Genomic DNA, 23,466 nt, shown 5'->3' with positions numbered 1-23,466 from the left:
GTCAGTCGAAGAACCGGGCGAGTTCCGTCTCGTCCGGGAACTCCGCCTCGTCGGAAAGCGGTTGCAGCTCGGCGAAAATGCTGGCCCCGTCACATGAAGCGTGCAGCGGGTACCACGGCCGCTTCGAGCCGGGGCGACGGCAGATGCCCTTGATGGTCTGCACGTCCAGCATCCGCACGTGCGTCGGGTCGGCGACCGCGTTGACGTACTGCCACCACGGCGACAGCACGAAGGCGACGCCGTCCGGCCGGAGGATCCGGTGCACCTCGTCCACGAGCGGCAGGAAATCGATCAGGTGCTCCAGGATGTGCACCAGGAACACGCGGTCCACCGAGCCGTCCGCGAACGGCAGCGCCCGCGACACGTCGGCGAGCACGTCCACCTTCGGCGTCGGGTACAGGTCGACGCCGAAGTTGCCGGGGTACTGCTTCTGCGCCCCGCACCCCAGGTCCAGCACCACCGGATCACGGCCCGCGACGCGCACCCTGTCCCACACCGCGAGCACGCCGTCGAGCCTGCCGACGAGCGCACGCGCCGTGGCCAGCTGCGCGGCGGATTCCACTTCTCCCGTCAGGTGCGCGACACCGCGGTCGAAGCGGACCTCGACGTCGATGCCCTGCAGTCTTTCGTCGTACTTCCACATTTCCCGTACGGCCTGGTCGAGGAACCGGTCACGTTTCCTCAGCCTCTCCTGGGAAAGGGGGTTCACGGCGATACCACCTCGTAGGCCTGTCGGGTGCGGTCGGGCACGGTCGTCGGCGCTTCCAGGTGCACGGCACCTGTGGGCAGGATACCCGCCCCGCCATATTTCGCCATGACCCTCAGCTGCGCCAGCACGTCCTCGCCGCAGTGGGTTTCCGGGATCTCCTGCCAGAATTCGAAGCCACCGACCGACTCCAGCAGCTCGCGGTCGTAGAGCACGCAACCGCCGACCCAGGCCACCTTGTAAGCGGTCCACTTCGGACGATCCGCGACCCGGTCGGACAGATGCGTGGGGTTCGCGGCGTTGTGCAACGTCCAGCGTCCCCACGCCGGGCTGTCCGGTGAGACCTGCTCGGGCTCCGGCGGCCCCTGCCACTCTTCGTACGGGGCCAGCTCGTGCGGTCGATGGTCATCCACATAGGACAGTCCCGTCACCGCGTTGCCGACGAAACCGCAGTCCAGCTCGGTGATCGCCGAGTGCAGGCGGGTCAGGGTGCCGGGTTCGAGCCACACGTCGTCGTCGAGGTAGAGCACGTACCGCGCGGACGACAGCGAAAGCAGTTGCCCGCGCTGCTGCGCGAGCCCGCGACGCGGCAGGTTCCGGCTGAGCGTCACGCGGTGCCCGTGCCGTTCCAGCACCCGGACCATCGCCTGCGCCGCCGGGGTTTCCCAGTCGGGCTCGCCCTCGGACTGATCGCTGACGATCACCGAGAACTCCGTGAACTCCTGCGCGGCCAGCCCGGACAACGTGACCGCCAGCTCGGTGGGCCGGTCGCAGGTCGGGATGAGCACGTCGAGTTCGCTCACGCTTCTCCCTTCACCGCCGAAGAAGTGCGGATCTTTTCGATGACGGACGTGGTGGACTGTTCGGGCACGTAGCCCAGCGCCCGGACCTCGCCGCCGTAGGACCGCACGACCGGCGCCTCCTTCAGCATGTTCTCCGCGTAGTCCCCGCCCTTCACGTACAACTCGGGTTCCAGCCTGCGCAGCAGGTTGATCGGGGTGTCCTCGTCGAACACGGTCACGTAGTCGACGCAGCTGAGCGCGGACAGCACCGCGGCCCGGTCCTGCGCGGTGTTCACCGGCCGGTCCGGGCCCTTGAGCCGCCGCACGCTGTCGTCGGAGTTCACGGCGACGATCAGCACGTCACCCTGGCGCTTGGCCTCGTTGAGGTACGTGATGTGGCCGCGGTGCAGCACGTCGAAGCAGCCGTTGGTGAACACCACCGTCTGCCCGGCTTCGCGGTGCCGGGCCACGAGTTCGGTGAGTTCGTCGTGGTCCAGCGCGGCATCCCGGGTCAGCGCCACGGAAAGTTCCGTCCACGTGCACACGGACGTGCCGCTCTTGCCCACCACGATGCACGCCGCCGCCTGCGCCAGTTCCATGGACGCGGTCAGCGGCAGGGACGCCGCGGCACCCAGGCACAACGCGGCGACGAAGGTGTCACCCGCGCCGCTGGCCTGGCTTTCCGGCACGGGATCGGCCCACGTGCGGTAGCCGGGCGCGTCGGGGGCGAGCAGCAACGCGCCGTCCCGGTCGAGCGTCACGACGACGGCCTTCGCGCCTGTCGCCCCGACGAGGTCCGCGCGGCGCCGCTCGAACAGCTCGGCGCGTTTTCCGTTCTCCGGCAGGGAGATGTCGAGCAGACGCGCGGCCTCGCCCGCGTTCGGTGTGACCAGGTCGGGCGTGATTTCACGCCAGCGCGAGCAATCGTGGGCGTCCACGACGACCAGCGGCAGCTCCTCGCGCGCCTTCGCGACCGAGTTCCGGACTGTGGAGCCGAAAAGACCGTTGCCGTAGTCGCAGATGAGCAGCGCGTCGGCGTCCTCCACGGCGAGTTCGAGCGCGGCGGCGACCCGTTTCGCGAGGTCACCGTCGGCCTCCGCGTCGTCGCCCTCGTCGAACCGCACCAGCACCTGGTCGTCGGCGACGACGCGGTGCTTGCTGACGCTGCGCCGTCCCGGCTGGACCACGACGTGCTGCGTGTCCACCCCCTGGCCGGCGAGCAGCTCCCGGAGTTCGCGGCCCGCGTCGTCGTCCCCGACGAGGCTGACGAACCGCACTTCGGCACCCATCGCCGCCAGGTTGACCGCGGTGTTCGCGGCACCGCCTGCGGACAACGCGCGTTCGCCCACCTCGACGACGGGCGCGGGCGCCTCCCGGCAGAGCCGGTCGCTGTGCCCCGACAACCACACGTCGAGGATCGCGTCGCCCACGACGACGACCTTCGGGGTGTGCCGCGAAAGCCGTTGGACGAGGTCAGCCGTGATGGCCGTCATGTGCACCTCCACTCCTACTCGGCCAAGAACGTGCCCGAATACGCGAAGGTCAAACTTCTCCTGTTTGCCTGTCGCGGCAGCGGGCACCTCTTCCAGCGCGAGAAGGAGGAGACCTTGACGACGTTCACACCCGCGGTAGGACCGGTGCTCGAACCGTGGCCCGACGTGCGGCGCATCGCGGTGCTGCGTGGCGGCGGCCTCGGTGACCTGCTGTTCGCGGTGCCGGCGATCGAGTCGCTGGAGGCGGCCTACCCGGAGGCCGAAATCGTGCTGCTGGGCACGCGGATGCACGCCGAGTTGTTCGCGGACCGGCCCTCGCCCATCGACCAGGTGCTGCAGTTGCCGCCCGCACGCGGGGTGCACGAACCGGCGGGCAAACCGTTCGACGAGGCCGAGCAGCAGGCGTTCTTCGACAGCGTGGGCCCGGTCGACCTCGCGGTGCAGGTGCACGGCGGCGGCCGGAACTCGAACCCCTTCGTGCAGCGGCTCAAGCCGCGGTACACCGTCGGCTCCCGCACCGAGGACGCGGTCGAGCTGGACCGCTGGGTGCCGTTCCGCTACTACCAGCACGAGGTGCTGAGGGCGCTGGAGGTGGTCGGGCTCGCGGGGGCGGCGCCCGTCGCGCTGGAGCCGCGCCTGACGGTGCGGGAAAGCGATTTCGCCGCTGCCGCCGACGACCTGCGCGGCCTGCCGCGGCCGCTCGTCGTCGTGCACCCCAGCGCGACCGATCCGCGCCGCCGCTGGCCGGCGGAGAAGTTCGCCGAGGTCATCGCCGCGCTCGTGCGCGACGGGGCCGGGGTCGCGGTCATCGGTTCGCCCGACGAGCAGGAGCTGGTCGACCGCGTGACCGGGCTGGCGCGGGAACGCCTCGGCAGTGCCGCGGAGTGCGTCCGGCCGATGACGCACCTGTCGATGTCGGCGTTGTGCGGGGTGCTGGCGAGCTGCAGCGTGTTCGTGGGCAACGACAGCGGGCCCCGGCACCTGGCTCGGGCGGTGGGCGCGCCCGCGGTGGGCATCTACTGGATGGGGAACGTGATCAACGCCGGCCCGCTCGGCCGGCGGCGGGACCGCGTGCTCATCGCGTGGACGACGCATTGCCCGGTGTGCGGGGTGGACGTGACGCGCGAGGACCTGCCACGCTGCGAACACGACGACTCGTTCGTCGCCTCCGTCGAGGTGGACGCGGTGCTCGAAGAGACCCGGCAGCTGCTAGCGGCCCACGGCGAGGCCGCCGTTGGCGAGGACGCGGAGGGCGCGGGACACGGCAAGTAGCAGGGCGTCCTCGGTCTGCCGCGCCTCGGCCGACAGGGTGCGGCCCTCGTACACCCACTGGACCAGGTCACGCTGCTTCTCGTGGACCGGGTCGAGTCGCTCCCGCAGCGACTCCGCCCCCTGGTCCAGTGACTCTTCGTAGTTAGCAATCGCTTGCGCCAGGCCGTGGAGCAGGTCGGCGAAACGCTGCGTGAACGCGCTGTCCAGCGGTTCCTCGGTCACGAGCGCCTCGGCGATCCGCTGCACCTGCGCCGACACCTCACCCAGCAGCCCGATCGACGACTCGATCCGCGACGGCACCGGAGATCGGTTCCGGCGGGCCTGGAACCGCCAGCGCAGGTTGAACCGGGTGCTCTCGCGGCCCCAGCTCACCGCCTCCTCCGCGCGCCGCACGGTCTGGTCCAGCGTCCGAGCCCGGCGCAGCCATGAGCGCGCCGTGTCGAGATCCCAGTCGCCCCCGAGGTCGTCGGCGATCGAGCTGAGCAGCTCCCGGATTTCCCCGGCGAGCAGGCTGCCCGTGCGGCGTGTGTGACGCAGGTGCACGGGCGGCAGGATGAGCATGTTCACCGCGACGCCGACCCCCGCGCCCAGCACGGTCTCCCCGAGCCGTTCCAGCAGGTACGCGCCGGAATCCGCGGTACCGCCCGCGATCATCAACAGCGCGATGACCCCCACCCAGACCCCGCTGCTGCCCAGCCGGTGCCACTGCCCGACGAGCATGCCGAGGAACACCGTCACGCCCATCGCGAGCAACGGCTGCGGCAGCAGGTTCGCACCCGCGTACGCCAGCACGAGCCCCAGCATCAGCGTGACGAGCTGCTGGGCGGCGTTGGTGAGCGAGCGGTAGACGGTCTCCGCCATCAGGAACACCGCGGCGTAGGGCGCGATGAACGATTGCGGCGACGGCAGCAGCACCCGCGCGAGCTGCCACGCCACCACCGCGGCGAGAGCCATCTTTCCCGCCTGCACCAACGCTTCCCGCTCGCGGCCGGGCACGCGGAGGGCACGCAGCAGCCAGGAGCCGGGCGCACGGAGGGAGTAACGCAGGCGATCCACTTCCTTGCGGTACCCGGGTTCGCCCGGCCTCAAGCCCCTACCGGCGCCGCACGGACGCCAGCAGCTCGCTCGCGACCTCCCGCAGTTTGGTGTTCCGCCGCTGCGACTGCTCGACGAGCCGGGCGAACGCCTCGTCCGCCGTGATGCCGTGCACCGCCATCAGCACGCCCTTGGCCTGGTCGATGTCCGCCCGCGAGGTGAGCGCGATCTCCAGGTGCCGCACGCGCTGCCGGGCGTGGTGCCAGCGCCGCGCGTTGCCGATCGCCGCCGACGCCGACGCCGTGAACAGCTGCATGAGCCGCTCGTCGAACGGGTCGAAGGCCGACGCGGTGCGGCTGTACACGTTGAGCGCGCCGAGCAGTTCGTCCTCGCTTTCGGTCGCACCGACCAGCAGCAACGGCACCGACAGGTAGGCCAGCACGGCGCTGCGCTGCGCGGCGGCCACGAACTCCGGCCACCGCTGCTCGTCCTGCCGGACGGCCGCGCGGACCGGCTGCCGGGTGCGGGCGGCGTGCAGCGCCGGGCCACGGCCCGCCTCGTACTGGTCGTGGTCGATGCGCATCAACGTCTCGTCCGTGGTCGCCGCCGTGTGCGGGCCGTCATCGCCCAGCAGCGTGACGCTCACGCCGTCCGCGTCGGCGATCCCCTTCACCGCGGTTTCGGCGAGCCGCTGCAGCACGGCGGACAGGGGTTCTTCCTCGGCGATTTCCGTGCGCAGTCCTGCTAACGCGGCCGCCACCTCGTCCAGTCGGATCAGTGGTTCCGGCCGTTCGGGGGAAATGCTCATCCGCGACAGGTCGTCAACGCCGTTCCGCGTGGGAGTACCACAAAAACACCTGACATCAAGCTTTCGCCACCTTCGCGCCGTCCGTGCTTTGCCCAAGCTTCGGCGCCAGCTGCTTGACGCACCGGAAAGCATACGTCCGGCGGTCCACGGACCGGTAAGGGGTCCGGTCGGTGGCGGTGACGACGGGACGGTCGTCTATTCAGGACCTTCCACGGGCGCCCACAGGCTGGGCAGGTTCACGACGATGCCCTCCTGGCTGCTGCGGGCGATGATCACGACCGCGTCCTCGTCGCCGGGGTTCTCCTCGCGGTGGGGCACGTACGGCGGCACGAAGATGTAGTCGCCGGGGCTCGTCTCCAGCCGCACTTCCTCGTCACCGTCCGCGAAGACGAACACCGGGTGCCCGGATTTGACGTAGATCGCCGTCTCCGCCTCGCCGTGGTGGTGGTCACCGGAGCTGGTGGCGGGACCGACGTGGGTTTCGCCCATCCAGACCTTCCGCGAACCGGCCGTCTTGCCCGAGATGGCCTCCAGCCGCCGCATCCCGCTGGTCTGGCCGGTGTCGCCGGACAGCTCGCCGCTCTTGATGTGCCGCAGCGGCTGGTGCCATTGGTCGGTCACGGCCGGCTCCTTCCCGTCGGTCCGGCCCCCATTCTCACTCAGGCGAAGGCGTTCACGCCCGTGAGATCCGCCGAGAACGCCCACAGCCGGGCCGCCTGCGCCGGGTCGCACGCGTAGTCCCGCACCCCGAGCCGCACCGGCGGCCGGTCGCCGGACGGGGGCAGGTCGTCCTCGGGTGCGGGCTCGGCGATGTCGCAGTCCTCGCAGTACACCCCGCCCATACCGGCCAGCTGCGGCGAAGTCGCGGCCCACACCTGGGTCGCCGCGCCCTGTTCCGGTGTCTTGAAGTAGGCGCCGAGCGGGTTGCCGTCCTCGTCGATCCAGCCGTTCGCGACCTGCTCCTCGTGGGACAGGTACCGCTGCAACGGGGTCAGGATGCTGCCGGGGTGCACCGAGAAGGCCCGGACGCCCGCCGGCCGGGCGAGCTCGTCGAGGTGGAGCGCGAACAGGGCGTTCGCCGTCTTCGCCTGCCCGTACGCCAGCCACTTGTCGTAGCCCCGCTGGAACCACGGGTCGTCCCAGCGGATGGGGGAGAAGTGGTGGCCGCGCGAGGACACCGACACCACCCGCGCGCCGGGGCGGATCGCCGGCCAGAGTCGGTTGACCAGCGCGAAGTGCCCGAGGTGGTTGGTCGCGAACTGGGCCTCCCAGCCGGGGCCGACGCGCGTCTCCGGGCACGCCATGATCGCGGCGCTGGCGATCACGATGTCGATCCCGCGGCCGGACGCCAGGAACCGCCCGGCGAAGGCCCGCACGCTGTCGAGGTCGCCGAGGTCCAGCTCGTCGACCTCGGCGAGCCCGCCCAGCGCCTCCTTCGCGACGTCCGGTCGGCGGGCGGGGACCACGACGTGGGCGCCCGCGGCCGTCAGCGCGCGGGTCGTCTCCAGCCCGATCCCGGAGTAGCCGCCGGTGACGAGCGCGAGGGTGCCGGACAGGTCGAGGCCCCGCACGACCTCGGCGGCGGTGGTCTCCGCGCCGAACCCGGAGCCGATCTTGTGCTGGGAAGTGCTCATGCCGCCGACGCTAGGAGCTGGACCGGGCTCCAGGTCAACTCCGGCGGAGGTACGCGGCGGGCGTGGTGCCCTTCCACCGCTTGAACGCGTGGATGAAGCTCGACGCCTCCGCGTACCCGAGCCGGATCGCGACGTCCTCGACCGACAGGGCGCCGGTGGTGAGCAGCTCCTCGGCGAGGGCCTCGCGCACCTCGTCGAGCAGCGCGCGGAAGCTCGTCCCCGACTCCTCCAGCTTCCGCCGCAGCGTCCGGGTGCTCATGCCCAGCTCGCGGGCGACGCCGGGCATGCCCTCGGCCAGCGCGCCGAAGCGGGTCAGCCGTTCCCGCACTTCGTGGGCGATCCCGGCGCGGCTTCGACGACGTGACACCAGTTCGCGGCACTGCGCCTCGCACAGCGCGACGGTCTGCGGGTTGGCCAGCGGCAGTGGTTCGTCGAGCAGCGAGGCGTCGAAGTAGGCGATGTTGCCCGTGCCGCCGAACCGGGGCCGCATCCCGAAAAGCGCCTCGTATTCCTCCACTGTGGACGGCTCGGGGTAGCGCAGTTCCAGCGACAGCAACGGGACCTGGCTCCCCAGCAGCTCGCTGAGCATCGTGTGGATCGCCGCGAGATCCCGCTCGACGAGGAACCGGGCGGCGTCGGCGGGCAGTGCGGTGTCGTCCAGTTCCATCCGCACCCTGCCGTCCTCCAGCAGCGCGCGGGGCATGCTGAACGCGAAGCTCAGGTCGAGGTACCGCAGCGCCAGGTTGACCGCGTCCCGCATGGTCGGACTGCTCATGAACGCGAAGCCGAAGATGCCGAACGCGGTCGCGTGGTACTCGCGCCCGACGGCCAGCCCCGCGTCGGGCAGCGCCGCCGCGAGGTTGCGCACCACCCGCAGCTCCTGCCGGGCGTCCACCTCGGCGCCCGCGTCCGCGAGCCGCGCCGCGGTCAGCCCGCTGCCCGCCAGCACCTGGTCCTCCGCGACCCCGTGGTCCCCGGCGAACCGCACCAGCAGGCACACGCTCGCGATCCCCCGGGGGAAGTCCCAGTGCCGCACCACCGGCTCGACCAGCTGGCTCATGGCCGGAATTATGGATCGCCTGTCCGCTGTTGTCTTGGCCGGGTACCGGCACGGGCTTACCTTCTGGGACGTGAGAAAGACGCCGACGTCCTCCCGTCAGCCGAAGGTGGCCGTCATCGGCGCCGGGTTCGGCGGCCTCGGGCTGGCCGTCATGCTCAAGCGCGCCGGGTTCACCGACTTCGAGGTCTTCGAACGCGCCGGCGACATCGGAGGTGTCTGGCGCGAGAACACCTACCCCGGGGCGGCCTGTGACGTGCCGTCGCCGCTGTACTCGTACTCCTTCGCGCCGAACCGCACCTGGCCCCGCCGCTACTCCGAGCAGCCCGACATCCTCGACTACCTGCGCCGGGTCGCGAAGGACGAGGGCGTGCTCGACCACGTCCGGCTGAACACCGAGGTCACGGCCGCCGAGTTCGACGAGGGCACCGGGCGCTGGCGGCTGGAGACGTCCGCCGGGACCGTCGAGGCCGACGTGCTGGTGCCCGCCACCGGTCAGCTGTCCCGGCCCGCCGTGCCGGACATCCCGGGCGCCGGGACCTTCGCCGGAGAGGTGTTTCACTCGGCCGAGTGGAACCACGACGTCGATCTGCGGGGCAAGCGGGTCGCGGTCATCGGCACCGGGGCGAGCGCCGTCCAGTTCGTGCCGCGCATCCAGCCCCAGGTCGCGCGGCTGACGGTGTTCCAGCGCTCCGCGCCCTACGTCGTGCCCAAACCAGACCGCGCCTACACCCGCTGGCACCACCGCCTGTACCGGTCCCTGCCGGTCACCCAGCTGCTCGGCCGGTTCGGCACGTGGGGTGTGGGCGAGTTGCTGACGCTGGCGCTGACTTCGGTGCTGCCGCTGGGCAGGCTCGTCGAGCTGCTGTTCCGCGTCCACCTGCGGCGCCAGGTGCGCGACCGCGCGCTGCGCAAGCGCTTGCTGCCGGACTACCGCGTCGGCTGCAAGCGCGTGCTGTTCTCCAACGACTGGTTCCCGACGCTGGCGAAGTCCAATGTGGACGTCGTCACGGACCGGATCACCGAGATCACGCCGGAAGGTGTGCGCACGACAACCGGGCTGCACGAGGCGGACGTGCTGATCTACGGCACGGGCTTCAAGGCGACCGAGTTCCTCGCCCCGATGCGCGTGCGCGGGCTCGGCGGGCGCGAGCTGGCGGAGGAGTGGGCCGGTGGTGCACACGCCTACCTCGGGATCAGCGTGCCGGACTTCCCGAACATGTTCCTCATCTACGGCCCGAACACCAATCTCGGCGGCAACTCGATCATCTACATGATGGAGCACCAGTGCCGTTACGTGCTTCAGCTCGTGCGTGAGATGGCGGCGGGCCGTGTGTCCTGTGTGGACGTTCGACGCGACGTTGCCGAGCGGTTCGACCGCGAGGTGCAGGGCAGGCTCGCGGCGAGCGTGTGGAGCGGCTGCCGCAGCTGGTACCGCGAGGAAAACGGCCGGATCTCGACGAACTGGCCCGGTCTGGTCTGGGAGTACCACCGGCGCACGGCGAAAGTGGACCTGCGGGCGTACCGCGAGGTGGCGCCGGGGAAGGCGGCCTGAAAGCGTGTACGACTACGACGTGGTGGTCATCGGTTCGGGGTTCGGCGGCAGCGTGACCGCCTTGCGGTTGACGGAAAAGGGCTACCGGGTCGGCGTGCTCGAAGCCGGGCGGCGGTTCGCCGACGAGGAGTTCGCGAAGACTTCGTGGCACCTCAAGGACTACCTGTTCGCCCCGGTGCTCGGCTGCACCGGGATCCAGCGGATCACGTTGCTGCGTGACGTCCTCGTGCTCACCGGCGCGGGGGTCGGCGGCGGCTCGCTGGTCTACGCGAACACGTTGTACGAGCCGCCGGAGGCGTTCTTCCGCGACCGGCAATGGGGCCACATCACCGACTGGCGCGCCGAGCTCGCGCCGTACTACGACCAGGCCAAGCGCATGCTCGGCGCCACGACGTACCCCAGGGTCAGCCCGTCCGACCGCGTCATGCGGGCGGTGGCGGAGGAAATGGGTGTCGGCGACACCTTCCACCCCGCGGAGGTCGGAGTCTTCTTCGGCGGCGAGCGGGGAGAACGCGTGCCCGATCCGTTCTTCGGCGGGCTCGGTCCCGAGCGGACGGCGTGCTCGCACTGCGGGGCGTGCATGACGGGCTGCCGCCACGGCGCGAAGAACACGCTGGTGAAGAACTACCTCCACCTCGCGGAGTGCGCCGGTGCGCAGGTGCACGCACTGACCACGGTGACCGATGTGCGGCCGCTACCCGAGGGCGGTTACGCCGTGCACGCCCGGCAGACCGGCGGCCGGGGCCGGCGCGTGTTCACCGCGGAGCAGGTCGTGTTCTCCGCCGCCGCGCTCGGCACGCAGCGGCTGCTGCACCGGCTGCGTGACCACGGCAGCCTGCCGCGCGTCTCCGGGCGGCTGGGTACATTGTCCCGCACGAACTCCGAGGCCGTGCTCGCCGCGAGGGCCCGGGGCGCCGACGTGGACTACTCCGAGGGCGTGTCGATCACGTCGTCCATGCACCCCGACGAGCACACGCACATCGAGCCGGTCCGGTACGGGCACGGCAGCAACTTGATGGGCCTGCTGATGACGGTGCTCGTCGACGCGCAGGAGGGGCGCGCGCGGTGGCGGCTCGGGGTGCGTGAGCTGGTGCGGCACCGGCGGGACCTGCGGCGGTTGTTCGACCCGCGGCACTGGTCGGAGCGTACGATCGCCTTGCTGGTCATGCAAAGCCTCGACAACTCGCTGACGACGTACACCAAACGCGGGCTGTTCGGTCGCCGGATGACGACGAAGCAGGGTGGGGGCGAGCCGAACCCGGTGTGGATCCCGGCCGGGCACGAGGCGACGCGGCGCGTCGCGGAGAAGATCGACGGCATCGCGGGCGGCGCGTGGACGGACTTCGCCGACATCCCGCTGACCGGTCACTTCATCGGCGGCTGCCCGATCGGGGACTCCGCCGAGACGGGGGTGGTGGATCCGTACCACCGGCTTTACGGCTATCCGGGGCTGCACGTGGTGGACGGTTCGACGATCTCGGCGAACCTCGGTGTGAACCCGGCGCTGACGATCACCGCGCAGGCGGAGCGGGCGATGGCGTTGTGGCCCAACAAGGGCGAAGATGATCGGCGACCGCCGCAGGGTTCGCCGTACGCCCGCCTCCGGCCGGTGGCGCCGCGGAAGCCCGTGGTGCCCGCGGCCGCGCCCGGCGCGCTGCGCCTGCCGATCAGCCCGAAGTGAGGAATCCACAATGGACTATCCACCCGAGCCGTGGGACCTGCGTGGTCACGGGTACGTGTCGCTGTGGCTCGTGCCCGCAGGCGTGGTCCCGTCGTTGCCGCCGGGCGTGCGGCCCGTGACGCTGTTCGGCAGGGCCGTGGTGGCGACGGCGTTCGTCGATTACCTGCCCGGTGGCCTGCTGCCGTACCACGAGCTGCTGGCGGCGGTCGCGGTCCGGCAGGGCGGGCGGTTCGGGCTGACGATCACCGACATCTGGGTGGACAGCCCGGCGTCGCGCGAGGGCGGCCGCGAGTTGTGGGGAATCCCGAAGGAGCTGGCGGAGTTCGCCGTGCGGCACGAGCCGTCGTTCACGGGCGGCGCGACGGCGGACGGCGCACTGCTCGCGGAGGCACGGGTGGGTGGTCTGTCGCCGGGGCTGAAGCTGCCGTTCCCGGTGCGGGGCACGGTGCTCCAGGCCCTGCGCGGCGCCGTCGCGCAGACGCCGGTGCGCGCGGCGGGGACGGTGCACCTGGGGGTCGGCACGTGGCGCGTGGGTGGCGCGCTCGGCTGGTTGCGCGGCCGGAGGCCGTTTCTCACCGTCGCGGCCCGGGATTTCACGATGCGCTTCGGCCCGCGCCGCCGTTGATCACGCCTGCGGCGGCGGCGCCCACCTGAGCATCCGCGGCCCGGCGCGTGGGTGGCGTGCTCGGCTGGTTGCGTGGCCGGAGGCCGTTCCTGACGGTCGTGGCCCGGGATTTCGCGATGCGCTTCGGCCCCCGCCGCCGTTGATCACGCCTGCCGCAGTCCGCGCGTGCCCACGCGCCGCTGTCAGCTCAGCCCCCGCCGCCGCTGATCACGCCTGCGGCACGCCGCCCAGCCGCAGCAGCCTGGACTCGCCATGTTCGACCGGCTCGCCGCAGTGCGCGCACACCGTCGTGGTGTGGAGTTCCTCACCGCACGAGTGCTCCCACACCGTCGGCGGCGGGCCCTGCGTCACGTACTTGTCCCCCCACTGCATCAGCCCGAGCAGGATCGGCTGCAGCGCGCGCCCCGCCTCGGTCGGCACGTACTCGTAGCGCGGCGGGTGGTCCTCGTACTGCTCCTTCCGCAGCACGCCGTGCTCCACCAGCTTCCGCAGCCGCGCCGCCAGGATGTCCCGGCTCGCGCCCGTGTTCGCCGCGATCTGGTCGAACCGGCGCTGTCCCAGCATCACCTCGCGCAGCGCGAGGAAGCTCCACCGCTCCCCGACCACCGCCAGGGCGTTGGCGATCGAGCACTCGCGTGCGGGCATGAGCACACCTCCTCGTCTTGAATTCCAACTTAGCACGTGAGACGGTTAGTTGGACTTTCCAACTTAGCAGGGAGCTGTCGATGACCAAGCTGCCGTCGCGCATCGCGGCGCATCCGTCCGTCCGCGCGGTCCAGGGCCGGGACAAGCCCGAGCCCGGCCCGATCGACGCCGCCTGGCTGCGTGAGATCTGCCTCGCCGCGGGTGCGGACGACGTCGCCGCCGTGTCGCTCGACCACCCGGACCTCGCGGGTGAGCGGAAGTACGTGCTCGAAGCCCTGCCGGGCACGCGCAGCCTCGTCTCGCTCGTCGTCCGCATGAACCGCGACAACGTCCGGACGCCCGCACGCAGCGTCGCCAACCAGGAGTTCCACCGCAGCGGCGAGATCATCAACGAGGCCGGCCACCGGATCACGCGGATCCTGCAGGACGCCGGCCACCGCGTGATCAACCCCTCGGCGACGTTCCCGATGGAGATGGACCGCTTCCCCGGCCGCATCTGGGTGGTCGCGCACAAGACGGTCGCGGTCGCCGCCGGGCTGGGCGCGATGGGCGTCCACCGCAACGTCATCCACCCCCGGTTCGGCAACTTCGTGTTGCTCGCCACGTTGCTGGTGGACGCCGAGGTCAGCGAGTACGGCAAACCGCTGGACTACAACCCCTGCCTCGAGTGCAAGCTGTGCGTCGCTGCGTGCCCTGTCGGTGCGATCGCCAAGGACGGCGCGTTCGACGCCGCCGCCTGCGCGACCCACAACTACCGCGAGTTCATGTCCGGGTTCACCGACTGGGTCGCCACGATCGCCGACAGCGAGGACGGGGCCGATTTCCGCTCCCGCGTCACCGAATCCGAGAACGCGTCGATGTGGCAGAGCCTGTCGTTCAAGGCGAACTACAAGGCGGCGTACTGCATGGCGGTCTGCCCGGCGGGGGAGGACGTGCTCGGCCCCTACCTGCAAGATCGCCGGGAGTTCCTCGACACCGTGCTGCGCCCGCTCCAGGACAAGCCGGAGACGATCTACGTGAACCCCGGCTCGCCGGCGAAGGAGCACGTCGAACGCCGGTTCCCGCGGAAGACGGTGAAAGTCGTGAACCGTTCGCGGTGAAAGTGGTTGGATCTCCACGGCCGTGGGTACCGCCTAGTGCGGAACACCACAACTCAAGGGCGGAATGGAAGCCCGACCAGCGCGTGTTGACCCTGCGGCTGGTTCGCCCGTCTCGTGTGCTTCTCCCGAATTGCAGGAGCGGCGGAGCCGTGCCCGGAACACACGCCAGAAAGGAGGCGGCAGGAAATGTCCTACCAGGGCAACTGGCAGGAGCGTGCCGCCTGCCGGGGCGAGGACCCCGAGCTGTTCTTCCCCGTGTCCGAAATGGGCCCGGGTGCCCGGCAGGTCGCGCAGGCGAAAGCCGTGTGCGCACGCTGTCCGGTTCGTGCCGAGTGTCTGCAGTACGCGCTCGACACCGGCCTGGACCACGGGATCTTCGGCGGTACCACCGACGCCGAGCGGCGGAAGCTCGTCCGCCGCACGCGCGCCGAGGCCGCTTGAGCCCATCCGGGAAAGCCCGCCGACTCCGAGGGTCGGCGGGCTTTTCCGTGCCGATGACCCGTGCCTCGCCCGCTGTACAGACGCACCGGCCGGTGGTAGACAGGCGGCGAACCCGGTTGAGAGCACAGCCGTTCCCCCTGCCCGGAGACGGGCACGTGCCCAACCGACCGTTACGGAGGTGCCGCATGACGGCTCCCGCGATCCCACCCCTGCTGCGGCTCAGCTCCAGCACCCCCCGGCCCGGCGTCGTGGTCGTCGAGGCGAACGGCGAGATCGACGCGGCCACCGCGCCGCAGCTCACCACCGCGCTCGAACCGGTCTGGGCGTCGGCGCCCGGCCGCGTGGTGCTCGATCTCTCCCGGGTGACTTTCCTCGGCACCGCGGGGCTCGGCGCGCTGCTGCGTGCCGCGGACCACGCGGACACCGCGGAGGTCGTCCTTCGGCTGGTCGGCGGTACCCGTTGCGTCGACCGGGCGGTCGAAGTCGCCGGACTCGGCGCCCGGCTGCCGGTCAGCCCGGATCTCGGGCACGCCTTGCACGGCTGATCGGAGATTCCCGGCGACCTGTGAGATATTTACGCCGTGAGTGCAGCCGATCCGTCATCCTCAGCCGGGCCCCCGAGCGGGCAGACCGTGCGCGTCACCGTGGAGAAACACGGCCAGGGCGCGGTACTGGCGGTCTCCGGCGACATCGACATGGTGACCGCCCCGGAGTTCGAGAAGCAGTTGCTGGCCGCGGTGCGTGAGCGCCCCGGCACGCTGGTCGTCGACCTCGGCGGGGTCGAGTTCCTCGGTTCCGCCGGGCTGACCGCGCTGGTCGCGGCGCACCAGGAGGCCGCCGACCACACGAAGCTGCGGGTCGTCGCGACGAGCAGCGCCACCGCGCGCCCGCTCCAGCTGACCGGCCTCGACCAGGAGATCCCGGTCTTCGCGACGCGGGACGAGGCGCTCGCCGCGGGCTGACGCCCGGCACGTGCGTTCGGCGAGGAGGGCCCGGCCCTCCTCGCCGAATCGCTTCGTGCTCTGCTCAGGCCACGTTGAACGTGTCCGGGTCCGGCCCGGTCCGCTCACCCCGGTCCAAAGTGGACAGCTGTGCGACGTCGGCGTCGCTGAGCGTGAAGTCGAACACCGCCAGGTTCTCGCGCATGCGCGAGGGCGTGACCGACTTCGGGATCACCACGTTGCCCAGCTGCAGGTGCCAGCGCAGCACGATCTGCGCGGGCGTGCGGCCGTGCCGCTCCGCGAGCGCCTTGACGACCGGGTCGCCGAGCAGGTCGCCGCCCTTCGCCAGCGGGCTCCACGCCTCCGTCGCGATGCCGTGCTCGGCGTTGTAGGCGCGGACCTCGCGCTGCTGCAGGTAGGGGTGCAGCTCGACCTGGTTGACCGCGGGCACGACCTCGCCGCCGAGCCTCTCCAGGTGGGCGGGCTGGAAGTTCGACACGCCGATCGCCCGGACGCGCCCGTCCGCGTACAGCTTCTCGAACGCGCGCCAGCTTTCGGTGTAGCGGCCGAGTTCCGGCGCCGGCCAGTGGATCAGGTACAGGTCCAGGTGGTCGAGGCCGAGCAGCTCGAGGCTCTTGTCGAAGGCCCGCAACGTCTCGTCGTAGCCCTGGTCGGCGTTCCACAGCTTCGTCGTGACGAACAGCTCGTCGCGCGGGATGCCGGATTCGGCGATCGCGCGCCCGACGCTGCCTTCGTTGCCGTACGCCGTGGCGGTGTCGATGCTGCGGTACCCGGCCTCGAGCGCCGCGGCGACCGCTGCCCTGGTCTCGTCGTCGGGCACCTGGAACACGCCGTAGCCCAGCTGGGGCATCTCCACGCCGTTGTTGAGCTTGACGGTGGGAATCACTACTTCTTCTCCTTCTTCTTTCAGTGCACGAGGACGTCGGCGCGGCGGCGTGAGCGGTCGAGCAGGCCGGAGACGACCGCGACGAGCAGGCCGCCCGCCGCCAGCAGTGCGCCGATCCAGTTCGGGGCGGTGTAGCCGAGGCCGGAGTCGATGGCGAGGCCACCGAGCCACGCGCCCCCGGCGTTGCCGAGGTTGAACGCCGCGATGTTCGCCGCGGAGGCGAGCGCGGGCGCGCCCTCGGCCTTCGCCATCACCCGCGCCTGCAGCGGCGGGACGGTGGCGAACCCGGCGGCGCCGAACAACGCGATGGTGACCGCGGCGGGCAGCTGGGCGTGTGCGGTGAACACGAACACCGCCAGCACGACGGCCAGCGCGGCCAGGATCGTGTAGAGGCTCGGCATCAGCGCGCGGTCGGCGGCGCGCCCGCCCAGCAGGTTGCCCACGACCAGGCCGACGCCGAACAACACGAGCAGCCAGGTGACCGCGCCCGGCGAGAAGCCGGCGACCTCGGTCATCATCGGCGCGATGTAGGTGAACGACGCGAACACCCCGCCGAAGCCGAGTGCGGTCATGGCCAGCGCGAGCCAGACCTGCGGCCGCCGGAACACGGCCAGCTCGCTGCGCAGGCCGTTGCCGGGGGTGGCGGTCCGGCGCGGCACCAGCGCGAGGATGCCGAGCAGGCCGAGCACGCCGAGCGCGCTGACCACCCAGAACGTCGAACGCCAGCCGAAGTGCTGGCCCAGCGCGGTGCCGGCGGGCACGCCCAGCACGTTGGCGACGGTCAGGCCGGTGAACATCATGGCGATGGCGCTCGCCTGCTTCGACGGCGCGACCAGCGAGGCCGCCACCACCGAGCCGACGCCGAAGAAGGCGCCGTGGGACAGCGCCGCGACGATCCGGCCGGTCATCAGCAGGCCGTAGCCCGGCGCGAGCGCGGACACCAGGTTGCCGGCGATGAACAGGACCATCAGTCCGACCAGCACGGTCTTGCGGGGTACGCGGGAGCCGAGCGCGGTCAGCACCGGCGCGCCCACGACCACGCCCAGTGCGTAGCCGGAGATGAGCAGGCCAGCGGTCGGGATCGACACCCCGAAGTCCCCCGCGACCTCGGGCAGCAGGCCCATGATCACGAACTCCGTCGTCCCGATGCCGAACGCGCTGAGCGCCAGCGCGAACAGTGCGACAGGCATGAACCCTTCTTTCATCGAGCGTGAGCAATATTTGCAGACGCTTGTATTTGCACGCGTCGCCAACCGTAGCATGCAACAATGAGGGGGCAAGCCGAGCAGCCCGAGGGAAGTGGTGAACCGTGTCACTCGACGACGATGCGGTGGAGGCGCGCGCACAGGGGTGGCGGACGCTGGCCGCCCTGCACGCGCGGATCGAGGACAGGCTGGAGCGCGACCTGCAGCAGGCGCACTCCCTGTCGGTCAGCGAGTACACGGTGCTCGACGTCCTCGCCCGCCAGGACGGGTTCCACCTGCGCATGAACCAGCTCGCGAACGCGGTGGTGCTGAGCCAGTCCGCGACGACGCGGCTGGTGAGCAGGCTGGAGAACCGGGACCTGCTGCAGCGGTACCTGTGCCCGACCGACCGCCGCGGGATCTACACCGAGGTGACGGAGGCGGGCAGGCGCCTGCTCGACGAGGCGCGCCCCACGCACGACGAGGCGCTGACCCGCGCGTTGGCGGACGCGGAGCAGCTCCCGGAGCTCGCCCCGCTGGTCGACGCGCTGGCGAAGCTGGCGCTGCCGGCGCGCAGCTAAAACTGCACAGCCTTAGTTGCGCAGTTAAGGCTGCGGAGTTACGGTGTCGGCATGGCAGGAAGTTCCGTGTCGGCATCGGCGGTGCGCGCCGCGCACGAGATCCGGACCGTGGTCGGCAGGCTGCGGCGGCGGCTCCGGCAGGAGTACGACACCAGCGGCCTCACACCGTCGCAGACGTCCGTGCTCAGCAGGCTGGACAAGGACGGCGACGCGTCGGTCAGCGAGCTCGCCGCGGCCGAGCGTGTCCGGCACCAGTCGATGACCTCCGTCGTCGCCGTGCTGGAGCAGCGCGGGCTCGTGGTGCGCCGCCCCGACCCGGAGGACGGGCGGCGGCAGCTCGTCACCGTCACCGAGGAGGGCCGCACCTTCCTCGCGGACCAGCGCCGTGCCGGTGAGGAGTGGCTCGCCAGGGTCTGCGAGGACAAGCTGACCGAGGCCGAACGGCAGACCGTCCTCGACGCGATGGCCTTGCTGGAGCGGATCTACCGCTCATGAGCCACGCCACCGCGGAGCGGTTCGACCGCAGGCTGCTCGCCCCGATGATGCTGGGTTCGGTACTGAACCCGGTCAACTCCTCGATCATCGCGGTCTCGCTGGTGCCGATCGGCGTCGCGTTCGGCGCACCGCCCGCCGAGACCGCGTGGCTGATCTCCGCGCTGTACCTGGCCACCGCGATCGGGCAGCCCGTCGTGGGCAGGCTGATCGACCTGCACGGCCCGCGACGGCTGTTCCTGATCGGCACCGCGCTGACCGGGCTCGCCGGGCTCGTCGGCGTGCTCGCCCCGACGCTCGGGGTGCTGATCGCCGCCAGGGTGCTGCTGGGTTTCGGCACGTGCGCGGGCTATCCCGCCGCGATGTACCTCATCCGCGGCGAGGCGGAGCGCACCGGGCACGACAGCCCGGCGTGGGTGCTGACGGCGCTCGCGGTCACCACCCAGACCATCGCCGTCATCGGCCCGTCGCTGGGCGGGCTGCTGATCGGGCTCGGCGGCTGGCGCACCACGTTCGCGGTGAACATCCCGCTGGCCCTCGCCGGGCTGGTCGTCGGCGCGTTGTTCCTGCCCCGCACCCGGCCGCCGAAGCCGGACCGGCCCGTCGCCGGGCTGGACCTGCCGGGGATGGCGTTGTTCGCCGTGATGCTGGTGTCGCTGCTGCTGTTCCTGATGCACCCGAGGACGGCCGACTGGTACCTGCTCGCACTCACCGCCGTCGCGGCCGCCGGGTTCGCCGTCCGGGAACTGCGCACCGCACAGCCGTTCCTGGACCTGCGGGTGCTGGGCGGCAACCGGCCGCTGCTGCTCACCTACGCCCGCGCGCTCGCCGCGTACGTCGTCTCGTACGCCTTCCTGTACGGCTACACGCAGTGGGTCGAGGAGGGGCGCGGGCTGTCGGCGTCGGAGGCGGGGCTCACGCAACTGCCGTTGTTCGGCATGGCGATCGTCGTGTCCACCCTCACCGGTCGTCGCCGGGAAGTGCGCGCCAAGCTGCTCGTCGGCGGGCTGGGGCAGCTGGTCGCGTGTGCGCTGCTGCTCCTGCTCGGTCCCCACAGCGCGATCTGGCTGCTGCTGGTCGTCGCCGTCGTGTTCGGTGTCCCGCAGGGGCTGAACAGCCTGGCGCTGCAGAACTCCGTGTACGCACAGGCCGACGCCGAGCGCATGGGGTCCTCCGCCGGCCTCCTGCGCACCTTCGGCTACCTCGGCGCCATCGTCGCCTCCGCCGCCAACGGCGCGTTCTTCGGCGCGCACGCCGACACCGGCGGTCTGCACCACCTGGCGGCGTTCATGCTCGCCGCCGCAGCTCTGTTCCTGGCGATCACCATTGCCGACCGTTCCCTCAACCGCGAAAGGACCTCTTCGTGACGAACACCGCGCTGCTCGTGATGGACCTCCAGCAGGCGATCGCCTCCCGGGTGCCCGATCCGGACTACGTGCCGCGCCTCGCCGGTGCCGTGCGCGCCGCCCGCGCGGCCGGACTGCCGGTCGTGCACGTCGTGCTCGGGTTCCGCGCGGGCCACCCCGAAGGCCACCCCCGCAACAAGACCTTCGGCGCCCTGCCGGAGGGCGCCTTCACCGACCAGGACCCGGGTGCGGCCATCGTCTCCGAAGTCGCACCCGAACCCGGTGAGATCGTGGTCACCAAGAAGCGCGTGAGCGCGTTCACCGGCAGCGACCTGCGGCTCGTGCTCGACGCCCGCGGTATCGAGCACCTCGTGCTGACCGGCGTCGCCACCCGGGGCGTCGTGCTCTCGACGCTGCGCCAGGCCGCCGACCTCGACTACCGGCTCACCGTCCTGTCCGACGGGTGCGCCGATCCCGAGCCCGACGTGCACCGGTTCCTGCTCGAGCGGATCTTCCCGCAGCAGGCCGACGTGCTGACCATCGAGGACTGGACCAAAACCTTGTGAGGAGAATTCAACAACGGGAGGGGGTCAGCGCGTTGTAGGGGCGCATCGATCCTGGGACGAAGGGAGCATCGGTGCGCTTCGAAGAATTCGTGGCTGAACGCCTCGACCGGTTGTTGCGCTACGCCACGGCGCTGACCTGCGATCCGCATCTGGCGCAGGACGTGGTGCAGGAGGTGCTGCTCCGCGCGCAGTCGCGGTGGGCACGCATCGAGTCGTTGCGGGCGCCGGAGAGCTACGTGCGGCGCATGGTGACGAACGAGTACCTGTCGTGGCGGCGCCGCCGTGCGGCACGCAACGTCACCGCCGAGCACAGCACCCTGGACGCGCTCGCGACACCCTCCGCGGACCACGCCGACCACTACGCCGAGCGGGACGCGATGCGCGTGCGGATCGCCGGCCTGCCGCGCAAGCAGCGGGCGGCGATCGTGCTCCGGTACTACGAGGACTGCACCGACGCCGAGATCGCCGAGGCCCTCGGCTGCTCGGCCGGCACGGTGCGCAGCCACATCTCCCGCGCCCTGAGCACGCTGCGGACCGCCGAGGGCGGCCGTCGCCGGGGCCTGCCCGTGACGGAGGCGTTGTCATGACCCCCGACCGCACCGAACACCTGATCCGCGCGGCGCTCGCGGAAGAGGCGAGGCACCGGCCCGACCCGGCGCTGGTTCTGTCCACTCTGGACCGCCGACCGCGCAGGAACCGCACGCCGGTACTGGTGGCCGCGGCCGCACTGGCCGCCGTCGTGGCCGTCGCCGCGATCGTGGTGCCCCGCATGCTGCAACGCGGCGAACCGGTGGTGGGCGCACCGCCGGGGGCGGTGGACCAGAACGTCCTGCTCGCCGGCATCGACGACGCCGGCTTCGCGGATTCCGTGGTGCTGGGCCACTTCGGGCACGACGGCACGGCGTCGCTCGTCTCCATCCCGCGGGACTCCTGGGTGGACGTGCCCGGCTTCGGCATGGGCAAGCTGAACTCCGCGTACGCCCAGGGCGGTGCGAACACGCTCGTCCGCACCGTGCAGGAGCTCACCGGCGTGCATGTCGACCACTACGCCCTGGTCGACATGTCGGCCTTCGGCGCGCTGAGTTCCGCGGTGGGCGGAGTGCCGGTGTGCCTGTCCGCGGCGACGCACGACTCGGTGACGGGGGCGTCGTTCCCGGCGGGACAGCAGGTCCTCGAGGGGAGTTCGGCGCTGGCGTTCCTGCGGCAACGGCACGGGCTGCCGAACGGTGACCTGGATCGCGTGGTGCGGCTGCAGGCGTTCCTGCGGGGGCTCGCGAACCAGGCGTTGAGCGGGAACCTGCTCACCGACGCACAACGGCTGAACGCGCTGCTCAACGTCGTGCGCACCAACGTCCGCACCGATCCGGGCTGGGACCTGCTGGCGTTCGCGGGGCAGCTGCGGTCGGTCCGCCCCGGGGAGGTCCGGACGGGGACCGTGCCGACCGAGGGCGAGACCCGGTCCACGAGCGGCAGCTCGCTGGGGCTCGACCCCGCGAAGGTGCGGACGTTCGTCGCGAACCCGCCCGCGGCGGGAGCGCCGGACTGCGTGAACTAGAAAAAGGCCGTCGGCGCACGAGGGGGCGCGCCGACGGCCTTTTTCGTCAGGCGAGGTTCGCGTAGACGACGATGTTGTCGACGTAGCTGTGCTCGGCGTGGTCGAACGCGCCGCCGCAGGTGATCAGGCGCAGCTGCGGCTTGTCCGAGTTGCCGTACACGGCTTCGGTCGGGAACTGGTCCTTCGGGACCTGCACCTTGTGGTCGACGACGAACTTCAGGTCCTTGCCGTCGCTGCGGGTCACCTGGATCTCGTCGCCGGGGTTCAGCTCCTTCAGCCGGTAGAAGATCCCCGGCTGGTGGTTGCCGTCGACGTGCCCGAGGATGACGGCCGGGCCGACGTCACCGGGCACCGGCGAGAACCGGTACCAGGCGGCCTGCATCGGCTCGTTCACCGGCGGCACGGCGATTTCGCCGTCCTTGTTGATCGCGACCGAGATCAGCGAGGACGACGCCCCGATCTTCGGGATCTTGACCTCGGTCGGCCGCAGCTTGTCGTACGGCTTGGTGACCGAGACGGACGTGGTGGGTGCGGGGGGTGCGGCCTGGCCGCCGGAACCGCCGCAGCCGGTCAGTGTCAGTGCGAGCAGCAGGGCGGCCGCGATCCCGCGACCGCCCTGCCGGACAACGTTGCGCATGTGTGTGTCAGCCCTGCGCGGTGCCGCCGAAGCCCGTCTCGACGCCCGTCTTCGGGGCGTAGCGGACCTGGGGCTTGCCACCGTTGCTGGCCTGCCATGCGTCGGCGTCCCCGGTGCCGGGGATCGGGGTGATGTCGCCGCCGGTCGAAGCGCCGCCACCCTGCGGTGCGGGGCACTCCCAGGACGCCTCGATGTGCTGGTTCGGGTCGTCGAAGCTCACGCCCTCGTGCCGCTGCACGAGGTAGTCCCAGTAGCGGCCGTCCTGCTCCTCCTGGTACGGGCCTTCCAGGACGTCGAAGGACGGGGAGCTGAGGTTCTTCGGCTCGCCCCCCGCGCACGCGACGACCACGAAGCCGAAGCCCTCGGGGAGGTCGGCGCCGCCTGCCACGTTGTCCTCGTAGGGAGGCTCTGCCTGGCTGGACG

The 23,466-nt window shown here is 71.2% G+C and carries 27 protein-coding genes; 14 read left to right on the top strand and 13 right to left on the bottom strand.

The window, feature by feature from the left end:
• Position 1 precedes the first annotated feature (1 nt).
• Genes BMZ92_RS06025 through rfaE2 form a run of 3 tightly spaced genes read right to left on the bottom strand, consistent with a single transcriptional unit; the run spans position 2 to position 2,981 of the window.
• A complete protein-coding gene (locus BMZ92_RS06025) occupies positions 2–709 on the bottom strand; it encodes a BON domain-containing protein (RefSeq protein WP_245782920.1) in 708 nt (235 codons plus the stop codon).
• Positions 706–1,509: a glycosyltransferase family 2 protein gene (locus BMZ92_RS06020; protein WP_091504702.1), complete on the bottom strand. Its 804-nt coding sequence runs from the start codon at positions 1,507–1,509 to the stop codon at positions 706–708. The genes BMZ92_RS06025 and BMZ92_RS06020 overlap by 4 nt, the downstream gene beginning before the upstream one ends.
• Entirely contained in the window at positions 1,506–2,981 is a 1,476-nt protein-coding gene (gene rfaE2 / locus BMZ92_RS06015) for a D-glycero-beta-D-manno-heptose 1-phosphate adenylyltransferase (RefSeq protein ID WP_091504701.1), read from the bottom strand. The genes BMZ92_RS06020 and rfaE2 overlap by 4 nt, the downstream gene beginning before the upstream one ends.
• A 114-nt stretch (positions 2,982–3,095) precedes the next feature.
• Between rfaE2 and BMZ92_RS06010 the strand changes: the two genes are divergently transcribed.
• Positions 3,096–4,253, top strand: coding sequence for a glycosyltransferase family 9 protein (locus BMZ92_RS06010; protein ID WP_091504851.1), 1,158 nt, complete (start codon positions 3,096–3,098; stop codon positions 4,251–4,253).
• On the opposite strand, the gene BMZ92_RS06005 is transcribed toward BMZ92_RS06010, so the two are convergent.
• The 5 genes from BMZ92_RS06005 to BMZ92_RS05985 form a co-directional block, all read right to left on the bottom strand.
• On the bottom strand, positions 4,191–5,309 hold the full coding sequence (locus BMZ92_RS06005; RefSeq protein WP_245782919.1) for an FUSC family protein: 1,119 nt from the start codon (positions 5,307–5,309) through the stop codon (positions 4,191–4,193). The two genes, BMZ92_RS06010 and BMZ92_RS06005, sit on opposite strands and share 63 nt — an antisense overlap.
• A 37-nt stretch (positions 5,310–5,346) precedes the next feature.
• A complete protein-coding gene (locus BMZ92_RS06000) occupies positions 5,347–6,096 on the bottom strand; it encodes a GAF and ANTAR domain-containing protein (protein ID WP_091504700.1) in 750 nt (249 codons plus the stop codon).
• A gap of 195 nt (positions 6,097–6,291) precedes the next feature.
• Positions 6,292–6,717 carry a cupin domain-containing protein gene (locus tag BMZ92_RS05995; protein ID WP_091504699.1) on the bottom strand — a complete coding sequence of 142 codons (426 nt, stop codon included), beginning with the start codon at positions 6,715–6,717 and terminating at the stop codon, positions 6,292–6,294.
• A gap of 38 nt (positions 6,718–6,755) precedes the next feature.
• Complete coding sequence (locus tag BMZ92_RS05990) at positions 6,756–7,730, bottom strand: SDR family NAD(P)-dependent oxidoreductase (RefSeq protein ID WP_091504698.1); 975 nt, start codon at positions 7,728–7,730, stop codon at positions 6,756–6,758.
• Positions 7,731–7,764: 34 nt separating this feature from the next.
• Positions 7,765–8,790, bottom strand: a complete 1,026-nt coding sequence (locus BMZ92_RS05985) for an AraC family transcriptional regulator (protein WP_091504697.1) — start codon at positions 8,788–8,790, stop codon at positions 7,765–7,767.
• 70 nt (positions 8,791–8,860) lie between these two features.
• On the opposite strand from BMZ92_RS05985, the gene BMZ92_RS05980 reads away from it, so the two are divergent.
• From BMZ92_RS05980 to BMZ92_RS05970, 3 genes are read left to right on the top strand one after another with little or no spacing between them, the layout of a single operon-like run.
• Entirely contained in the window at positions 8,861–10,342 is a 1,482-nt protein-coding gene (locus BMZ92_RS05980; RefSeq protein WP_281245149.1) for a flavin-containing monooxygenase, read from the top strand.
• A gap of 4 nt (positions 10,343–10,346) precedes the next feature.
• Positions 10,347–12,023 carry a GMC family oxidoreductase N-terminal domain-containing protein gene (locus BMZ92_RS05975; RefSeq protein WP_091504695.1) on the top strand — a complete coding sequence of 559 codons (1,677 nt, stop codon included), beginning with the start codon at positions 10,347–10,349 and terminating at the stop codon, positions 12,021–12,023.
• Positions 12,024–12,033: 10 nt separating this feature from the next.
• Complete coding sequence (locus tag BMZ92_RS05970; protein WP_091504694.1) at positions 12,034–12,648, top strand: acetoacetate decarboxylase family protein; 615 nt, start codon at positions 12,034–12,036, stop codon at positions 12,646–12,648.
• 207 nt (positions 12,649–12,855) lie between these two features.
• Here the strand turns inward: BMZ92_RS05970 and BMZ92_RS05965 are convergent, their stop codons facing one another.
• Entirely contained in the window at positions 12,856–13,293 is a 438-nt protein-coding gene (locus BMZ92_RS05965) for a winged helix-turn-helix transcriptional regulator (RefSeq protein ID WP_425425789.1), read from the bottom strand.
• An 80-nt stretch (positions 13,294–13,373) separates the two neighbouring features.
• Between BMZ92_RS05965 and BMZ92_RS05960 the strand changes: the two genes are divergently transcribed.
• From BMZ92_RS05960 to BMZ92_RS05945, 4 genes are all read left to right on the top strand, one after another.
• Positions 13,374–14,393, top strand: a complete 1,020-nt coding sequence (locus tag BMZ92_RS05960) for a 4Fe-4S binding protein (RefSeq protein ID WP_091504692.1) — start codon at positions 13,374–13,376, stop codon at positions 14,391–14,393.
• Between the two features lie 186 nt (positions 14,394–14,579).
• Positions 14,580–14,834, top strand: coding sequence for a WhiB family transcriptional regulator (locus BMZ92_RS05955; RefSeq protein ID WP_091504691.1), 255 nt, complete (start codon positions 14,580–14,582; stop codon positions 14,832–14,834).
• A gap of 185 nt (positions 14,835–15,019) precedes the next feature.
• Positions 15,020–15,379 (top strand): STAS domain-containing protein, encoded by a 360-nt coding sequence (locus tag BMZ92_RS05950; protein WP_177228553.1) that lies wholly within the window; start codon positions 15,020–15,022, stop codon positions 15,377–15,379.
• Between the two features lie 36 nt (positions 15,380–15,415).
• Complete coding sequence (locus BMZ92_RS05945) at positions 15,416–15,796, top strand: STAS domain-containing protein (RefSeq protein WP_245782918.1); 381 nt, start codon at positions 15,416–15,418, stop codon at positions 15,794–15,796.
• Between the two features lie 64 nt (positions 15,797–15,860).
• Here the strand turns inward: BMZ92_RS05945 and BMZ92_RS05940 are convergent, their stop codons facing one another.
• The gene (locus BMZ92_RS05940; RefSeq protein ID WP_091504848.1) at positions 15,861–16,646 is read right to left on the bottom strand and encodes an aldo/keto reductase; all 786 of its coding nucleotides are present in this window, start codon (positions 16,644–16,646) and stop codon (positions 15,861–15,863) included.
• 56 nt (positions 16,647–16,702) lie between these two features.
• Positions 16,703–17,872 carry an MFS transporter gene (locus BMZ92_RS05935; protein ID WP_091504689.1) on the bottom strand — a complete coding sequence of 390 codons (1,170 nt, stop codon included), beginning with the start codon at positions 17,870–17,872 and terminating at the stop codon, positions 16,703–16,705.
• Between the two features lie 119 nt (positions 17,873–17,991).
• Here BMZ92_RS05935 and BMZ92_RS05930 point away from each other — a divergent pair, with 119 nt between their 5' ends.
• The 6 genes from BMZ92_RS05930 to BMZ92_RS05905 all read left to right on the top strand — a co-directional run bounded on the left by BMZ92_RS05930 (position 17,992) and on the right by BMZ92_RS05905 (position 22,406).
• Positions 17,992–18,447, top strand: a complete 456-nt coding sequence (locus tag BMZ92_RS05930) for a MarR family winged helix-turn-helix transcriptional regulator (protein ID WP_091504688.1) — start codon at positions 17,992–17,994, stop codon at positions 18,445–18,447.
• A 51-nt stretch (positions 18,448–18,498) separates the two neighbouring features.
• Entirely contained in the window at positions 18,499–18,942 is a 444-nt protein-coding gene (locus BMZ92_RS05925; protein WP_091504687.1) for a MarR family winged helix-turn-helix transcriptional regulator, read from the top strand.
• A complete protein-coding gene (locus BMZ92_RS05920; protein ID WP_091504686.1) occupies positions 18,939–20,306 on the top strand; it encodes an MFS transporter in 1,368 nt (455 codons plus the stop codon). Before BMZ92_RS05925 ends, BMZ92_RS05920 begins: the two co-directional genes overlap by 4 nt.
• A complete protein-coding gene (locus BMZ92_RS05915) occupies positions 20,303–20,851 on the top strand; it encodes a cysteine hydrolase family protein (protein WP_091504685.1) in 549 nt (182 codons plus the stop codon). Before BMZ92_RS05920 ends, BMZ92_RS05915 begins: the two co-directional genes overlap by 4 nt.
• A gap of 71 nt (positions 20,852–20,922) precedes the next feature.
• A complete protein-coding gene (locus BMZ92_RS05910; protein WP_177228552.1) occupies positions 20,923–21,438 on the top strand; it encodes a SigE family RNA polymerase sigma factor in 516 nt (171 codons plus the stop codon).
• Complete coding sequence (locus BMZ92_RS05905) at positions 21,435–22,406, top strand: LCP family protein (RefSeq protein ID WP_091504683.1); 972 nt, start codon at positions 21,435–21,437, stop codon at positions 22,404–22,406. Before BMZ92_RS05910 ends, BMZ92_RS05905 begins: the two co-directional genes overlap by 4 nt.
• 46 nt (positions 22,407–22,452) lie before the next feature.
• Here BMZ92_RS05905 and BMZ92_RS05900 read toward each other — a convergent pair whose 3' ends face one another.
• Both BMZ92_RS05900 and BMZ92_RS38040 read right to left on the bottom strand, forming a co-directional pair.
• On the bottom strand, positions 22,453–23,043 hold the full coding sequence (locus BMZ92_RS05900) for a class F sortase (RefSeq protein WP_091504682.1): 591 nt from the start codon (positions 23,041–23,043) through the stop codon (positions 22,453–22,455).
• Between the two features lie 7 nt (positions 23,044–23,050).
• Positions 23,051–23,431, bottom strand: coding sequence for a hypothetical protein (locus tag BMZ92_RS38040; protein ID WP_245782917.1), 381 nt, complete (start codon positions 23,429–23,431; stop codon positions 23,051–23,053).
• Between the last annotated feature and the right edge of the window lie 35 nt (positions 23,432–23,466).

Origin of the sequence: Amycolatopsis sacchari (assembly GCF_900114035.1) — a bacterium.
In the GTDB taxonomy this organism is placed as follows: domain Bacteria; phylum Actinomycetota; class Actinomycetes; order Mycobacteriales; family Pseudonocardiaceae; genus Amycolatopsis_E; species Amycolatopsis_E sacchari.
The sequence above is the reverse complement of the archived record's forward strand: the minus strand, read 5'-3'. Positions and strand labels throughout refer to the sequence as shown.

Coding starts and splice junctions, on each gene's coding strand:
- rfaE2 (WP_091504701.1), bottom strand. CDS start 2,981: ATGACGGCCATCACGGCTGACCTCGTCCAACGGCTTTCGCGGCACACC.
- BMZ92_RS06000 (WP_091504700.1), bottom strand. CDS start 6,096: ATGAGCATTTCCCCCGAACGGCCGGAACCACTGATCCGACTGGACGAG.
- BMZ92_RS05990 (WP_091504698.1), bottom strand. CDS start 7,730: ATGAGCACTTCCCAGCACAAGATCGGCTCCGGGTTCGGCGCGGAGACC.
- BMZ92_RS05985 (WP_091504697.1), bottom strand. CDS start 8,790: ATGAGCCAGCTGGTCGAGCCGGTGGTGCGGCACTGGGACTTCCCCCGG.
- BMZ92_RS05970 (WP_091504694.1), top strand. CDS start 12,034: ATGGACTATCCACCCGAGCCGTGGGACCTGCGTGGTCACGGGTACGTG.
- BMZ92_RS05965 (WP_425425789.1), bottom strand. CDS start 13,293: ATGCCCGCACGCGAGTGCTCGATCGCCAACGCCCTGGCGGTGGTCGGG.
- BMZ92_RS05960 (WP_091504692.1), top strand. CDS start 13,374: ATGACCAAGCTGCCGTCGCGCATCGCGGCGCATCCGTCCGTCCGCGCG.
- BMZ92_RS05955 (WP_091504691.1), top strand. CDS start 14,580: ATGTCCTACCAGGGCAACTGGCAGGAGCGTGCCGCCTGCCGGGGCGAG.
- BMZ92_RS05950 (WP_177228553.1), top strand. CDS start 15,020: ATGACGGCTCCCGCGATCCCACCCCTGCTGCGGCTCAGCTCCAGCACC.
- BMZ92_RS05940 (WP_091504848.1), bottom strand. CDS start 16,646: ATGCCCCAGCTGGGCTACGGCGTGTTCCAGGTGCCCGACGACGAGACC.
- BMZ92_RS05935 (WP_091504689.1), bottom strand. CDS start 17,872: ATGCCTGTCGCACTGTTCGCGCTGGCGCTCAGCGCGTTCGGCATCGGG.
- BMZ92_RS05925 (WP_091504687.1), top strand. CDS start 18,499: ATGGCAGGAAGTTCCGTGTCGGCATCGGCGGTGCGCGCCGCGCACGAG.
- BMZ92_RS05920 (WP_091504686.1), top strand. CDS start 18,939: ATGAGCCACGCCACCGCGGAGCGGTTCGACCGCAGGCTGCTCGCCCCG.
- BMZ92_RS05905 (WP_091504683.1), top strand. CDS start 21,435: ATGACCCCCGACCGCACCGAACACCTGATCCGCGCGGCGCTCGCGGAA.
- BMZ92_RS05900 (WP_091504682.1), bottom strand. CDS start 23,043: ATGCGCAACGTTGTCCGGCAGGGCGGTCGCGGGATCGCGGCCGCCCTG.